Origin of the sequence: Streptomyces sp. NPDC005931 (assembly GCF_042871235.1) — a bacterium.
Taxonomy (GTDB): Bacteria; Actinomycetota; Actinomycetes; order Streptomycetales; family Streptomycetaceae; genus Streptomyces.
On record NZ_JBIAIG010000002.1, the window covers coordinates 754,589 to 768,327 of the forward strand.

Sequence of the window (13,739 nt, forward strand, 5' to 3'; positions counted from 1 at the left end):
CGATCGTGGAACGGAACCGGCCGACGGCAGGCGGACGCCGCTCCAATCACCCGTCCGAGGGACCGTGAGCCATGCGTAGGCGTGCAATGCTCGGGGAACGGCCCGGTTCTGTCACCATCTACACACGCTGAGTGACCGACCCTCGGCCTCACCCCCGAACCTTCATGAAGGGAACCGGACATGGGTCCCCATCCTGCGGTCGCGGCGATACGCCTGGCGGTCCGCCGCGTCCTCCACGACATCCTCAACGAACTGCTGAACGACCGGCCCGCCGCACCCGGCCGGACGCCCGCCGAGACCTTCCCCGAGCGACCGCCGTCCCCGCTCGTGCTCGTGGCCTGCTCCGGCGGCGCCGACTCCATGGCGCTCGCCTCCGCCCTCGCCTTCGAAGCCCCCCGCCTCGGCGTCCGCGCCGGTGGCGTCACCGTCGATCACGGCCTCCAGGACGGCTCCGACCTGCGCGCCGCCGAGGTCGCCCTGCGCATGCGCGAGCTGGGCCTCGACCCGGTCGAGTCCGTCGCCGTCACCGTCGGCCGCGAGGGCGGGCCCGAGGCCGCCGCCCGCACCGCCCGCTACGCCGCCCTCGACGCCGCCGCCGAACGGCACGGCGCCGCCGCCGTCCTGCTCGGCCACACCCGCGACGACCAGGCCGAAACCGTCCTGCTGGGCCTCGCGCGCGGCTCCGGCATCCGCTCCCTGTCCGGAATGGCCGCGGTCTCGGGGGCCGGCGGCCGTTACCGGCGCCCCTTCCTCCGGCTCGACCGGCAGACCGTCCGCAGGGCCTGCATGGTCCAGTCCCTCCCCGTCTGGGACGACCCGCACAACACCGATCCGGCCTACACCCGCTCCCGCCTGCGCCACGAGGGCCTGCCCGCCCTGGAGAAGGCCCTCGGCAAGGGCGTCGTCGAGGCCCTCGCCCGCACCGCCCAGCTCTCCCGCGACGACGCCGACGCCCTCGACGCCTGGGCCTCCCGTGCCGAGGCCGGCGTCCGCGACGCCGACGGCCGCCTGGAGTGCGCCGGGCTCTACGCCCTGCCGCCCGCCGTGCGCCGGCGCGTGCTGCGCCGCGCCGCCATCGAGGCCGGTGCCCCGGCCGGTTCGCTGTTCGCCCGCCACATCGAGGAAGTCGACCGTTTGATCACCGGCTGGCGCGGCCAGGGGGCCATCAATCTCCCCGGCAAAGTCGTCGCCCGGCGGCAGGGTGGCAGACTGGTGATTCGGCAAGGCTGAATCCGTACCCCCGGCAGGGCCGTGAACGGTACGGGGACAGCCGGTGGGACGACCGAAAGTGATGCGGGTGGACGCGAAAGACATGGGTGCCGACCTCGAGAAGGTGCTCATCACCAAGGAAGAGATCGACGCGAAGCTGGTGGAGCTCGCGGCGAAGATCGACGCGGAGTACGCGGGCAAGGACCTGTTGATCGTCGGTGTGCTCAAGGGCGCGGTGATGGTCATGGCCGACCTCGCCCGGGCGCTGTCCACCCCCGTCACCATGGACTGGATGGCCGTATCCTCGTACGGGGCGGGCACCCAGTCCTCCGGTGTGGTGCGGATCCTCAAGGACCTCGACACCGACATCAAGGGCAAGCATGTCCTCGTCGTCGAGGACATCATCGACTCCGGCCTGACCCTGTCCTGGCTGATCTCCAACCTCGGCTCGCGCGAGCCCGCCTCCCTCAAGGTGTGCACGCTGCTGCGCAAGCCCGAGGCCGCCAAGGTCGCCATCGACGTGGAATGGGTCGGATTCGACATCCCCAACGAGTTCGTCGTCGGCTACGGCCTCGACTACGCCGAGAAGTACCGCAACCTCCCGTTCGTCGGTACGCTCGCGCCCCACGTCTACGGCGGCTGAGTCCCCGGGCCCGCCCGCCGTGCGGTGATCGGGAACCCGGGCGGGCTCCGCTCCGTTGGAGCATGCGTGGACGCGTTTGCCGGCTGTCCCACGCAGCTTCGGGGGACAATGCTGGGGTACCGTCCGAAGAACAGCCTTTATCAAACTCACTATGGCAGGAGGGACGGGGCGGCACCGCTCCGTATGGATGGACGTGAAGCGATACTTCCGTGGGCCGGTCATGTGGATCGTGCTGGCCGTCCTTGCCGTGGTCGTGTTGATGCAGGTCGTCGGCTCGTCCGGCGGCTACAAGACGGTGGACACGGGCCAGGTCGTCCAGGCGATCAACGAGAACAAGGTCGAGCAGGCCAAGCTGACCACCGGCGACGAGCAGATCATCAAGGTCCAGCTCAAGGACGGCCAGAAGGTCGAGGGCAGCTCGAAGATCCAGGCGAGCTACATCGGTGACCAGGGCGTCACCATCGCCAGCACGCTGCAGGACAAGTTCCAGAACAAGCAGATCCCGGACGGCTACACGGTTTCGCCGTCCAAGCAGAACGCCTTCGTCAGCATTCTGCTGTCCCTGCTGCCCTTCGTCCTCATCGTGGTCGTCTTCCTGTTCCTGATGAACCAGATGCAGGGCGGCGGCTCCCGCGTCATGAACTTCGGCAAGTCCAAGGCGAAGCTCATCACCAAGGACACGCCGAAGACGACCTTCGCCGACGTCGCGGGCTCCGACGAGGCCGTCGAGGAGCTCCACGAGATCAAGGAGTTCCTCCAGGAGCCGGCGAAGTTCCAGGCGGTCGGGGCGAAGATCCCCAAGGGCGTGCTGCTCTACGGCCCGCCCGGCACCGGCAAGACCCTGCTCGCGCGTGCCGTCGCGGGCGAGGCCGGCGTCCCGTTCTACTCGATCTCCGGTTCCGACTTCGTCGAGATGTTCGTCGGTGTCGGTGCCTCCCGGGTCCGTGACCTGTTCGAGCAGGCCAAGGCCAACGCCCCCGCGATCGTCTTCGTCGACGAGATCGACGCGGTCGGCCGCCACCGCGGCGCCGGCCTCGGCGGCGGTCACGACGAGCGCGAGCAGACCCTGAACCAGCTCCTCGTCGAGATGGACGGCTTCGACGTCAAGGGCGGCGTCATCCTCATCGCCGCGACGAACCGCCCCGACATCCTCGACCCGGCGCTCCTGCGCCCCGGCCGCTTCGACCGTCAGATCGCCGTCGACCGCCCGGACATGCAGGGCCGCCTGGAGATCCTCAAGGTCCACCAGAAGGGCAAGCCGGTCGCCCCGGACGTCGACCTGTCGGCCGTCGCCCGTCGCACCCCCGGCATGACCGGTGCCGATCTGGCCAACGTCCTGAACGAGGCCGCGCTCCTGACGGCCCGCAGCGACCAGAAGCTGATCGACAACAAGATGCTGGACGAGGCGATCGACCGCGTGGTCGCGGGCCCGCAGAAGCGGACCCGGATCATGTCGGACAAGGAGAAGAAGATCACCGCGTACCACGAGGGCGGTCACGCCCTGGTCGCGGCGGCCTCGCCGAACTCCGACCCCGTCCACAAGATCACCATCCTGTCCCGCGGGCGCGCCCTCGGCTACACGATGGTCCTGCCGGACGAGGACAAGTACTCGACCACGCGCAACGAGATGCTGGACCAGCTCGCCTACATGCTGGGCGGTCGCGCGGCCGAGGAACTGGTCTTCCACGACCCGACGACCGGTGCGGCCAACGACATCGAGAAGGCCACCAACCTGGCCCGCGCGATGGTCACCCAGTACGGCATGACCGAGCGTCTCGGCGCGATCAAGTTCGGCGGCGACAACACCGAGCCATTCCTCGGCCGGGAGATGGCGCACCAGCGCGACTACTCGGAAGAGGTCGCCGCGCTCGTCGACGAAGAGGTCAAGAAGCTCATCGAGACCGCGCACAACGAGGCGTGGGAGATCCTGGTCGAGAACCGCGACGTCCTCGACAACCTGGTCCTGGCCCTCCTCGAGAAGGAGACCCTGGGCAAGGAGGAGATCGCCGAGGTCTTCGCGCCGATCGTCAAGCGCCCGCCCAGGCCCGCCTGGACCGGCTCCTCGCGCCGCACGCCGTCCACCCGCCCACCGGTCCTCTCCCCCAAGGAGCTGGCCCTGACGAACGGGGCGAACGGCGCGACGCCGGCAATCACGACGGCGAAGAGCACGACGGCGGCGAGCACCGCGGCGGACCCCGCCCCGGCGCCCGAGCGCACCCCGGAGGACCGCCCCGAGAGCTGACCCGAGCCCTCCCGGCGGCCCCACCGGGCCCGGAATGGATGCCGCGTCCCCCTGGTTCTAGCCTGGGGGACGCGGCATTTCCGGTATCCGCAGTGAAAAGGCGCGTGCCCCTCACGCACGACGGCACAGGAACGAGGCACCACATGACCGACCCCGTGACGCTGGACGGCGAGGCCCCGATCGGCGAGTTCGACGAGAAGCGGGCCGAGAACGCCGTACGCGAACTGCTGATCGCGGTCGGCGAGGACCCCGACCGGGAGGGCCTGCGCGAGACACCGGGGCGGGTGGCGCGGGCGTACAAGGAGATATTCGCGGGGCTGTGGCAGCAGCCCGAGGAGGTGCTGACGACGACCTTCGACATCGGGCACGACGAGATGGTCCTCGTGAAGGACATCGAGGTGTACAGCACCTGCGAGCATCATCTGGTGCCGTTCAGGGGCGTGGCGCACGTGGGTTACATTCCGGCGACCAGCGGAAAGATCACGGGGCTGTCCAAGCTGGCCCGGCTCGTGGACGTCTACGCCCGGCGCCCGCAGGTGCAGGAGCGCCTCACCACGCAGATCGCCGACTCCCTGATGGAGATCCTCGAGCCGCGCGGAGTGATCGTGGTCGTGGAGTGCGAGCACATGTGCATGTCCATGCGGGGGATCCGCAAGCCCGGCGCGAAGACCCTCACGTCGGCCGTGCGCGGACAGCTGCGGGACGCGGCGACGCGCAACGAGGCGATGAGCCTCATCATGGCGCGCTGACGACCCGCCTCACGCTGCCGGGGCCGCGCCCGTGCCGTTGTTCTCGTCGTCCTCCGGGAGTTTGCAGACGCGCTCCAGGAAGATGGCCGCCGCTATGACGCCGATGCCCGCCAGGACCGAGAAGGCGGCGTAGATGGCCTGGTCGCGGCGGGCGGGGATGTCCAGGGACTCCAGGAGGAAGACGCCCGTGCCGCCGTACATGCCGGCGACGAGGGCGGCGACCAGGGCGCTGGCCTGGCCGAAGACGACCGCGCGGGCCGCCATCAGGGGGTCGACGCCCTTCGCCTCGGGCCGGCGTTCGCGCTGGGCCTTCAGGCGGGAACGGATCGAGAGCGCCGTGGCCGTGAGCACCACGGCGATCAGGGCGAGGACGACGGGCGCGGCCACGGGGACGCTCGGGAGGGTCCCGAGGGAGTTCCACAGGCGGGCGCCCGCCCAGGACAGGATCCCGGCGACGACGAACACGCCGGCCAGCATCCTGATGCGCAGCTCTCTCACGGTGTCCCTTCGAAGTCCCCGGTGCCCCGGAATGCGGTCGTCTTGACCTTAACGGCTATTCGGGCAGCCGAAGTTCCAGGTCGGTGCGGGGCGTGACGCCCTTGCGGGTCACCGCGTCGAGCAGGCCGCCGACCGGGCCGCGGCCGGGCAGCTGCGCCTCCGGGTCGATGTCGAGCCAGGGGGCGAGGACGAAGGCGCGTTCGTGGGCGCGGGGGTGGGGGAGGGTGAGCCGCGGATCGTCGGAGAGGACGTCCGCGTAGGCGACGATGTCGACGTCCAGCGTGCGGGCGCCCCAGCGCTCGTCCCGTACGCGGTGGAAGGCGTCCTCGACCGCGTGCGCCCGCTCCAGCAGGGAGGAGGGCGGCAGGGTGGTCTTGAGGACCACGACGGCGTTGAAGTACGACGGCTGGCTGCCGGGCTCGACGCCCCACGGCTCCGTCTCGTACACGGGTGAGACGGCCTTCACCCGCACGCCCGGCGTGTCCTCCAGGGCGTCGATGGCGCTCTGGAGGGTCTCCAGGCGGTTGCCGAGGTTGGCGCCGAGCGAGATCACGGCCCGCTTGGGGTCGTGCAGGGTGGTGTCGGCCGCGTCGACCTGTTCGACCACGGAGGTCGGGACGGGCTGGACGGTCGGGTCGCTGTGGCCCTTGGTGGTCGGCCTGGTCATACGCGGCTCCGGGTGATGGTGACGGTCACGTCGTCGAAGGGCACGGTGATCGGCGCGTCCGGCTTGTGGACGCAGACCTCGGCCTCCTGGACCCCCTCGTGCTTCAGACAGACCTGGGCGATGCGCTCGGCGAGCGTCTCGATGAGGTCGACGGGCTCGCCCTCGACGGCGGCCACGACCTCCTCCGCGACGATCCCGTAGTGCACGGTCTTCGCCAGGTCGTCGTCGGCCGCGGCCGGACGGGTGTCCAGGCCGAGGACGAGGTCCACGACGAAGGTCTGGCCCTCCTCGCGTTCCTTGGGGAACACACCGTGGTGCCCGCGGGCCCTGAGGCCACGCAGCGCGACACGATCCACGCGAATCACTCCTGCAGTCGTCGGTTGCGGCCGGGCGGTGCCGCGTGCGGGCGGCACACCGGCCTGACGTCGAATCTACCTGTGGGCACCGACGGGGCCGGGTGCCCGGGGTGCGGGGCGGGCCGGGTGCCTGGAGGTTTCACCGTGTGTTTCCCCCGGCGCGTCCGAGGTCTCACGGGTCGGTAGCCGCCCCTACCCGCGCCGTGCCGATGCGAACCAGGCATTGGTCCGGTTGGTCCTGTGGAACGCCTACCCCCTCACGCGGGGGTGTCGTCGCCTTCCTCCTCGTCGTTCTCGGCGAGGACCGGGGAGGCGTGGTGCGACCAGAGCTTCCAGCCGGCGGAGGTGCGCCGGAACACGTTGGTCGCGACCACCAGCTGGCCGACCAGCGGGCCGAGTTCCTCGCCGGCCTCGGGGGCCGGGCCGCCGCTGAGGATGTTCTCGCTGCAGGTGACGACGGCGGTGTCGCCGGTCACCGAGACGTGCACGTCGGTGAGGAAGAACTGGATGTAGTCGGTGTTCGCCATGATCAGGGCGTACGACCGCAGCACCTCCCCGCGTCCGGTGAGCACCGGCCAGCCGGGGTGTACGCAGGAGACCACGCCGGTGTCGGCCGGGTCGTGGTAGGTCTCGTCGACGCCCAGGTCGGCCGGGGCCAGCCAGAGCGACGCGACCTCCTCGAAGTCGCCGCGTTCGAGTGCCTCGTAGAAGGCGGTGTTGGCGGCTTCGACCTGCTCGACGTCGGTGTGGGGTGCGCTCACCGGGCTCCTTCTGCGCCGTTCGCGTCGTGGTCGGGGGGCGTGCCGTCCGGCGTGCGCGCCCGCTCTATGGCGTGGGCGACCCGTACGGCGTCCGCGGTCGCGCGCACCTCGTGCACGCGGACCGCCCACGCGCCGGCCCCGGCGGCGAGGGCGGAGACGGCGGCGGTGGCCGCGTCGCGTTCGCGGGCGGGCGGGGGCGCGGCCCCCGGGCCGGCCAGGACACGGCCGAGGAAGCGCTTGCGGGAGGCGGCGACGAGTACCGGGTGCCCGAGGCCCAGCACGCGGTCCAGGCGGGCGAGGAGGGCGAGGTCGTGGTCGGCGTCCTTGGAGAAGCCGAGGCCGGGATCGACGATCACGCGGTCGGCGGCGATGCCTCCCTCCAGCACGGCCTCCACGCGCGCGTGCAGCTCGTCGACGACCTCGGTGACGACGTCCTGGTACACGCCCCTGACGTTGCCGCCCTCCAGGAAGCCGCGCCAGTGCATGACGACGAAGGGGGCGCCCGCGGCGGCGACGACGCGGATCATGGCCGGGTCGGCCTGGCCGCCGCTGACGTCGTTGACGAGGGCGGCGCCGGCCGCGAGGGACTGCTCGGCGACGGAGGCGCGCATGGTGTCGACGGAGACGGTGACGCCCTCGGACGCGAGTCCGCGCACGACGGGGATGACCCGCCTGAGTTCCTCGGCCTGGTCGACTCGGGTGGCTCCGGGGCGGGTCGACTCGCCGCCGACGTCGATCAGGTCGGCGCCCTGGGCGACCAGGTCCAGGCCGTGCTTGACGGCGGTGGTCGTGTCGAACCAGCGGCCGCCGTCGGAGAAGGAGTCGGGGGTGACGTTCACGACTCCCATGACCGCGCAGCGGTCCCAGTGAGGAAGGCCCGCGACGTGGAGGCGTCCGCTGTGGTTGCTCATATGTTCAGCGTAGGCCCAGGGGGCGGGCGGGGAGCGCGGCGGCCCGGGTGCGACGCCCGGAGGTACGGCGGTCCGGGCGGGAGCCCGGAGCGGGGGAATGGCTCGGCTTCCACCAGGCGCCTGCTGAGGGGATGGGGCCGGGGTGCTGGGCTGCGGGGTGGGCGTCGCGCTGCGGCATGACCGTCGCGTCCGCGCGGGGGCGATGGCGCCGCACGGTGCCCCGGGAAAGTCCGCCGACCCCGGGCTCGTGGCACCGGCTCCGGGCTCTGGCGCCGGCTCCGGGCTCGTGGTGCCGACCCCGGATCCCCGGTGCCGGGTGGGAATCGCTGTGCCGCGCGGGGGAGTCGTCCGCTGTGGTGGCCCGCCGTGCCGTGGGGTGGGCGTCCCGCCGCTTGCGGCCCGGGGTCTGTTCCGGTGGTGGGCAGCCTTCCGTTGTCGGTGGGTGGCCCGCGGCGTGGGTATCACCGCGCCGCGCGGGGGAGTCGTCCGGCGCTGCGGGAGGCCGCGCTGCGGGGTGGGCGTCGCGCTGCCTTCCCGACGCGCTCCGCGGCGGCCGTGCGCCCGGCAGGCATGGCGCCGTCCGGCAGGCCAGGGGCGACCGTTCGCCGCCCCCGGTGCGGCCGTAGCCGCAGCCCCCGTCGCCCGTGGGCGCTCCGCGCGGCGCCCGTGGGCGCCCCGCGCGAATCCTCACGCGGCCCCGGCCGTGCTCTCCCGCGCGCGGACCGTGCCCTCCGGGGTGCCGTGGGAGTGTTCCGCCGCCCGGTGGGCGCAGGGGCGCCGGACGGACGGGCGGCGGCGCAGGAAGCGCGGCAGGGGCGGGGCGAGGGTGACGAAACCTTCCGCCTGCATCGCGGCGAAGCCGATGCGCGGGAGGTCGGCGGAGGCGCGGTAGACCACGAAGCGTGGCTCCCAACGCGGCCGGAACTTGGCGTTGAACTTGTACAACGACTCGATCTGGAACCACCGGGACAGGAAGATCAGCAACCCGCGCCAGGCCCGCAGCACGGGTCCCGCGCCGATCTTCTCGCCGCGTGCCAGCGCCGAGCGGAACATGGCGAAGTTCAGCGAGACCCGCGCGATGCCGAGCTGCGGAGCGGCCTGCAACGCGGCCACGATGAGCAGTTCGTTCATGCCGGGGTCGGCCGAGCGGTCGCGGCGCATCAGGTCGAGGGAGACGCCGTCCGCGCCCCAGGGGACGAAGTGCAGGATCGCCTTCAGGTCGCCGTGGGGACCTGCCTCGGCGTCGGCCTTGTGCGCGGTGGCGATCAGGCAGTCGCCGTCGGCCGGATCGCCGACCCGGCCCAGGGCCATGGAGAAGCCCCGCTCGGTGTCGGTGCCGCGCCAGTCCTCCGCGGCCCGGCGGATCCGCTCCAGCTCGGCCTCGCCGAGGTCACGGACCCGTCGTACCCGGGTCTGGTAACCGGCGCGCTCGATGCGCTTGACCATCTGGCGCACGTTGCGCATCGCGCGGCCGGTGAGCGAGAAATCCCCGACGTCCACCACCGCCTCGTCACCCAGTTCGAGCGCGTCGAGCCCGGTCTCCCGCGTCCACACCTCGCCGCCGGTCTCCGAGCAGCCCATGACGGCGGGGGTCCAGGAGTGCGCCCGGGCCTCGTCCATGAAGCGCTCGATGGCGCCGGGCCAGGCCTCGACGTCGCCGATCGGGTCGCCGCTGGCGAGCATCACCCCGGAGACCACGCGGTAGGTCACCGCCGCCTTGCCGCTGGGGGAGAAGACGACGGCCTTGTCGCGGCGCAGCGCGAAGTGCCCGAGGGAGTCACGGCCTCCGTGCCTGGCGAGCAGGGCGCGCAGCCGGGCCTCGTCGTCCTCGGTGAGGCGGGCGGCCGGGTGTTCGGGCCGGAGGGCGAGGTAGATGGTGGTGACGGCGGTGAGCAGGCCGAGGGCGCCGAGGGAGAAGGCGACCGTCCAGGAGTCGTTGCCCCGGTAGTCGATCGGGCCCTCGAAGCCGAACAGCCCGTAGACGACGTGGGTGAGACGGTCGGTAAGGCTCGGGTCGCCCACCAGGAGGTCGGGGCGGGCGTTGACCACGACCAGGCCCAGCAGCAGCGAACCGGCGCCCATCAGGACGAAGTTGGCGAGTGCCCGCCACCGGCCGCGCGGGTCAGGCAGCGCGGCGAACTGGTCCCGGTGCAGCAGCAGGGGCGCCAGCAGCGCCAGCGAGATCAGGACGCCCAGGACGGAGTGGCGGTAGACGAACTGGGCCACGGCACCGACCGGAAGCAGTGCCACCGCGGCCCGCCAGGCCCGGCGCTTGCCCCGCTTGAGCCCGTGGGCGAGCAGCAGCAACAGCACGCCGGCGCTGAGCGAGAGGGCCGCCGCGAACGGGCCGAGCGCGCCCGGCAGCACCTCGGCGACGGCGTGCATTCGGCTGTGCCGGAAGCGGGGGAAGACGCCCGCGGCGATGTCCAGCAGGCCCACCAGGGCGCAGGCCCGTCCGGCGAGGACGGGGACGGCCTCGGGACGCGGTCCGCGCAGCACCCGGCGTGCCACCCCGCGCGCGGCGCCCCGCGCGCGGCGGCCCGAGGGCTTCGGAACCCCGACCGACATTTCGTCATCTGTCCTGACAGACATCGCATCCCGTAGTTCTGCGAGAGACCTTGGATCCGGTGCCGATTCGGGCATCCGGCGACATTGCGCCCTCTAGGACGGTGTCTCGGGGGGAGAGGTTCACTCCGCCCGTCAAAGCCGTTGCGGAACCCCTTGCGAGGGTCTGTGCGACGGACGTTGCGCAGGCCCGGGCACGGGCCCCGGAGGGAACGGAACCACCATGGGACTCACGAGCGACACACTGCTGTGGTCGACGGTGCTCTGCGCCGTGCTGCTGTTCGCCGCCACGGTGTGGCTGTGGCCGCGGCTGGCGCGGCGGACCTGGCGGGCCGTCTGCGGACGGATCGCCCTGCTGTTCGCGACCCAGCTGGCCGTCTTCTCCGCGGTGGGCCTGGCGGCGAACCAGTCGTTCGGCTTCTACGCGGGCTGGGCCGATCTGTTCGGGCAGGAGAAGGACCAGGGCGTCGTCGTCGACCACGCGGCGCCGGGCCGTGCGGGCGGCCCGCTCCGGGTGGTGGACACCCTGCGGGTGCCCGGGACGGGCGGGGCCCGGCCGGAGGTGGCCGGTCGGGTCGAGCAGGTGGCGATCGTGGGCCGTACGACGCGTATCGCCACCCCCGCGTACGTCTATCTGCCCCCGGAGTACTTCCGCGCCGAGCACCGCACCCGCACGTTTCCCGCGGCCGTCGTCCTCACCGGTTATCCGGGCACCGCCAAGGCCCTCGTGGAAAAGCTGCGTTATCCGCGCACGGCCCTGGAACTGGCCGAAGCGGGAAGGATGCGGCCGATGATCCTGGTGATGCTGCGGCCGACGGTGGCGCCGCCCCGGGACACCGAGTGCGTGGACGTCCCCGGCGGGCCGCAGACGGAGACGTTCTTCGCGCGGGACCTGCCCGAGGCGGTCGGCGGACACTACCGGGTGGCCGGGAAGCGGGGCGGCTGGGGAGTCGTCGGCAACTCCACGGGCGGCTACTGCGCCCTGAAGCTCGCGATGCACCACCCGGACGTGTTCGGAGCCGGGGCCGGACTGTCCGCCTACTACGACGCGCCGAGCGACCCCACCACGGGAGATCTCTTCCAGGGCGACACGGAACGCAGGAACCTCGCCGACCTCTGGTGGTGCCTCAAGCACCGTCCCGCGCCCGACACTTCCCTCCTCGTCACGAGCAGCAAGGTGGGCGAGACCAACTACAAGGACACCCTGAAGTTCATCGAACGGGTGAAGGACAACCGGCGTACGCGGATCTCGTCGATCATCCTGGAAAGCGGCGGCCACAACTTCAACACCTGGCGGCGTGAGATTCCGGCGACGCTGGAGTGGGTCGGCGGGCGGCTGAGCGGGCCGCCGGCCAGTTAAATGATCTTGTGAAATTGGGGTCGCTCGTATTCACGGTCGGCCCGAGTTCCCCGATGTCCTGTGAACGCTTCGGCGTGGCTTTGTTTTTACGGGGCGGGGGCTCCATCATTTGCCCACGCGCGGTAAGTTTCTGGCCATGCCACGTGGACGTCATCGCCATTCCCCGCCCCTGCACAGGCTGCTGCCCCCGTCGGCGATCGCAGGCGTCTCCCTCGTCTGCGCCCTGGGGCCCTGGGTGTTCACGCAACCGATGGTGCTGCGCCTGCTGGCCGCCGCCGCGGCGGTCACGGCGGTCACCGGCGCGGTCGTCATGCGGCACTGGGACACCCAGGCGGGCAAGCGCGTCGCCGACCTCACACGCGCACGGGCGAGCGACGAGTGGCGTTTCGAGGAGCGGGTCGCCGAACTGGAGGCCGACCTGGAGGAGTCGCGCGAACTGCGGATGAAGCTGGAGCAGCGGCTGCGCGCCAAGCGCGCGGAGCTCGCCGGGCTGCGCAACGAGCACGCGGCACTGCTGCGCCGGTACGCCACGGCCGAGGCCGACCGGGCGAGCGTCCTGGAGGAGCGCCGGGTGCTCGAGATCGAGGCCACGACCCCCGCGCGGGCGCTGCCCGCCGGGGCGTCCGGGGCGTCCGGTCCGCAGGCCCTGGAGCCGGCGTCCGTGCCGGGAGCCCGGACGGACGGCGGGGCGGCGGCCGGGCGCATCGCGGGGGAGGCGGCCCGGGGCGGGACCGCCGGCGCCTCGCCCGAGGCCGTCCCCGCGGCCGACGCCACTGCCGGCACCGTCGACGGGGAACCCGAGGCTCCCAAGGTCTTCTCGCCGGAGGGCTCCCAGCTGTTCCTGCGGGCCGACGCCGCCCTGGTGCGGCTCGCCGGCGCACCCGAGGCCGACGCGCCCGCGGGCGGCGGGGCGGCCCCCGCCGGCGAGGCGGCTCCGCAGGGGAACGACGCCCCGCAGAGCGACGCCCCGCAGAGCGAGGTGCCGGAGAACGACACCGCGCCGAACGACGCCGTGAAGGGCGCACCCGCGTCCGAGGGCGGCGGCGCCCCCGAGGACGACGGCCCCGGCCCCGCGCGCCGACGGAAGCCGGAGCAGTCCCCGGAGGACGAGGCACAGGGGCAGCCCACGGCGGTCGCCGGCCACGAGGGCGCGGCCGCCTCACCCGCCCCCGCCCCCGCGTCCTCGCCCGACGCCCCCGCGCAGCCGGTGCCGCCCGGGCAGCCCTCCGCCCGGTCCACGCAGCCGCAGCGGCAGCCCTCCGGTCACTTCACCGTGCCGACCGCCGTGGCGGTCGTGCCGCCGACGGCGCCCGTACGGCGCCCGGCGCCCGACGACGGGTTCGACTTCTTCGGTACGAAGAAGAGCACGGAACGGGCCGCGCTCGAAGCCGTCCAGAACGAGGACCTCGCCGATGTCGTCGGCCAGGAGGCCCTCGCCCTGCACAAGGCGGAGGCCGAGGCGCGTTTCAAGGCCGCCGACGAGGACGCGCGGGCCGTCGGGGGCCAGGTGATCGACCTGACGGCGCACGACGAGACCGAGCAGATCGACGTCCAGGGGCTGCGCAGCGCGGTCTCCTGACACCACCGGCCGGCCGGCCGGTCGGCCGGACACCGGCGACGGGGCCCCGCGCGGAGGACGCGCCGGGCCCCGTCGCCGTACGCGAGCCGCGGCGACCAAGGACACCCGCCTCGTCGTCCCGGTTCCGCCCGCCGCGCCGTAGTGCTGCGGGTGCGCCTGTGCCGTCCCGTCCCGGCCCCGCCTGTGCCGTCCCGGCCCC

Annotated in this window: 12 protein-coding genes; 6 read left to right on the plus strand and 6 right to left on the minus strand. The window is 72.6% G+C overall.

Going from position 1 to position 13,739, the window contains the following annotated elements; translation table 11 throughout:
- The first annotated feature begins 180 nt into the window (after positions 1 to 180).
- The 4 genes from tilS (at position 181) to folE (ending at position 4,843) form a co-directional block, all read left to right on the plus strand.
- Complete coding sequence (gene tilS, locus ACFYOV_RS07400) at positions 181 to 1,230, plus strand: tRNA lysidine(34) synthetase TilS (protein ID WP_389083889.1); 1,050 nt, start codon at positions 181 to 183, stop codon at positions 1,228 to 1,230.
- A gap of 61 nt (positions 1,231 to 1,291) precedes the next feature.
- Positions 1,292 to 1,852 carry a hypoxanthine phosphoribosyltransferase gene (gene hpt, locus ACFYOV_RS07405; protein ID WP_389084128.1) on the plus strand — a complete coding sequence of 187 codons (561 nt, stop codon included), beginning with the start codon at positions 1,292 to 1,294 and terminating at the stop codon, positions 1,850 to 1,852.
- Between the two features lie 187 nt (positions 1,853 to 2,039).
- A complete protein-coding gene (gene ftsH, locus ACFYOV_RS07410) occupies positions 2,040 to 4,094 on the plus strand; it encodes an ATP-dependent zinc metalloprotease FtsH (protein WP_389084130.1) in 2,055 nt (684 codons plus the stop codon).
- 143 nt (positions 4,095 to 4,237) lie between these two features.
- Positions 4,238 to 4,843, plus strand: a complete 606-nt coding sequence (gene folE / locus ACFYOV_RS07415; RefSeq protein ID WP_389083890.1) for a GTP cyclohydrolase I FolE — start codon at positions 4,238 to 4,240, stop codon at positions 4,841 to 4,843.
- Between the two features lie 9 nt (positions 4,844 to 4,852).
- Here the strand turns inward: folE and ACFYOV_RS07420 are convergent, their stop codons facing one another.
- The 6 genes from ACFYOV_RS07420 to ACFYOV_RS07445 form a co-directional block, all read right to left on the minus strand.
- Positions 4,853 to 5,341, minus strand: coding sequence for a DUF3180 domain-containing protein (locus ACFYOV_RS07420; RefSeq protein WP_389083893.1), 489 nt, complete (start codon positions 5,339 to 5,341; stop codon positions 4,853 to 4,855).
- 55 nt (positions 5,342 to 5,396) lie between these two features.
- A complete protein-coding gene (folK, locus tag ACFYOV_RS07425; RefSeq protein ID WP_389083895.1) occupies positions 5,397 to 6,008 on the minus strand; it encodes a 2-amino-4-hydroxy-6-hydroxymethyldihydropteridine diphosphokinase in 612 nt (203 codons plus the stop codon).
- Positions 6,005 to 6,364: a dihydroneopterin aldolase gene (gene folB / locus ACFYOV_RS07430; protein ID WP_389083898.1), complete on the minus strand. Its 360-nt coding sequence runs from the start codon at positions 6,362 to 6,364 to the stop codon at positions 6,005 to 6,007. Before folB ends, folK begins: the two co-directional genes overlap by 4 nt.
- A 257-nt stretch (positions 6,365 to 6,621) precedes the next feature.
- Positions 6,622 to 7,125: a nuclear transport factor 2 family protein gene (locus ACFYOV_RS07435; protein ID WP_389083900.1), complete on the minus strand. Its 504-nt coding sequence runs from the start codon at positions 7,123 to 7,125 to the stop codon at positions 6,622 to 6,624.
- On the minus strand, positions 7,122 to 8,036 hold the full coding sequence (folP, locus tag ACFYOV_RS07440) for a dihydropteroate synthase (RefSeq protein WP_389083903.1): 915 nt from the start codon (positions 8,034 to 8,036) through the stop codon (positions 7,122 to 7,124). The genes ACFYOV_RS07435 and folP overlap by 4 nt, the downstream gene beginning before the upstream one ends.
- Positions 8,037 to 8,723: 687 nt before the next feature.
- On the minus strand, positions 8,724 to 10,604 hold the full coding sequence (locus ACFYOV_RS07445) for a phosphatidylglycerol lysyltransferase domain-containing protein (protein ID WP_389083905.1): 1,881 nt from the start codon (positions 10,602 to 10,604) through the stop codon (positions 8,724 to 8,726).
- 220 nt (positions 10,605 to 10,824) lie between these two features.
- On the opposite strand from ACFYOV_RS07445, the gene ACFYOV_RS07450 reads away from it, so the two are divergent.
- Positions 10,825 to 11,961: an alpha/beta hydrolase gene (locus tag ACFYOV_RS07450; RefSeq protein WP_389083908.1), complete on the plus strand. Its 1,137-nt coding sequence runs from the start codon at positions 10,825 to 10,827 to the stop codon at positions 11,959 to 11,961.
- A 136-nt stretch (positions 11,962 to 12,097) separates the two neighbouring features.
- The gene (locus ACFYOV_RS07455; protein WP_389083910.1) at positions 12,098 to 13,540 is read left to right on the plus strand and encodes a hypothetical protein; all 1,443 of its coding nucleotides are present in this window, start codon (positions 12,098 to 12,100) and stop codon (positions 13,538 to 13,540) included.
- Positions 13,541 to 13,739: the final 199 nt, after the last annotated feature.

What these genes read in the sequence shown, in the direction of transcription:
- ftsH (WP_389084130.1), top strand. Translation starts at nt 2,040, where the DNA reads ATGGACGTGAAGCGATACTTCCGTGGGCCGGTCATGTGGATCGTGCTG.
- tilS (WP_389083889.1), top strand. Translation starts at nt 181, where the DNA reads ATGGGTCCCCATCCTGCGGTCGCGGCGATACGCCTGGCGGTCCGCCGC.
- folK (WP_389083895.1), bottom strand. Translation starts at nt 6,008, where the DNA reads ATGACCAGGCCGACCACCAAGGGCCACAGCGACCCGACCGTCCAGCCC.
- ACFYOV_RS07445 (WP_389083905.1), bottom strand. Translation starts at nt 10,604, where the DNA reads ATGTCGGTCGGGGTTCCGAAGCCCTCGGGCCGCCGCGCGCGGGGCGCC.
- hpt (WP_389084128.1), top strand. Translation starts at nt 1,292, where the DNA reads ATGCGGGTGGACGCGAAAGACATGGGTGCCGACCTCGAGAAGGTGCTC.
- ACFYOV_RS07450 (WP_389083908.1), top strand. Translation starts at nt 10,825, where the DNA reads ATGGGACTCACGAGCGACACACTGCTGTGGTCGACGGTGCTCTGCGCC.
- folP (WP_389083903.1), bottom strand. Translation starts at nt 8,036, where the DNA reads ATGAGCAACCACAGCGGACGCCTCCACGTCGCGGGCCTTCCTCACTGG.
- folE (WP_389083890.1), top strand. Translation starts at nt 4,238, where the DNA reads ATGACCGACCCCGTGACGCTGGACGGCGAGGCCCCGATCGGCGAGTTC.
- ACFYOV_RS07455 (WP_389083910.1), top strand. Translation starts at nt 12,098, where the DNA reads ATGCCACGTGGACGTCATCGCCATTCCCCGCCCCTGCACAGGCTGCTG.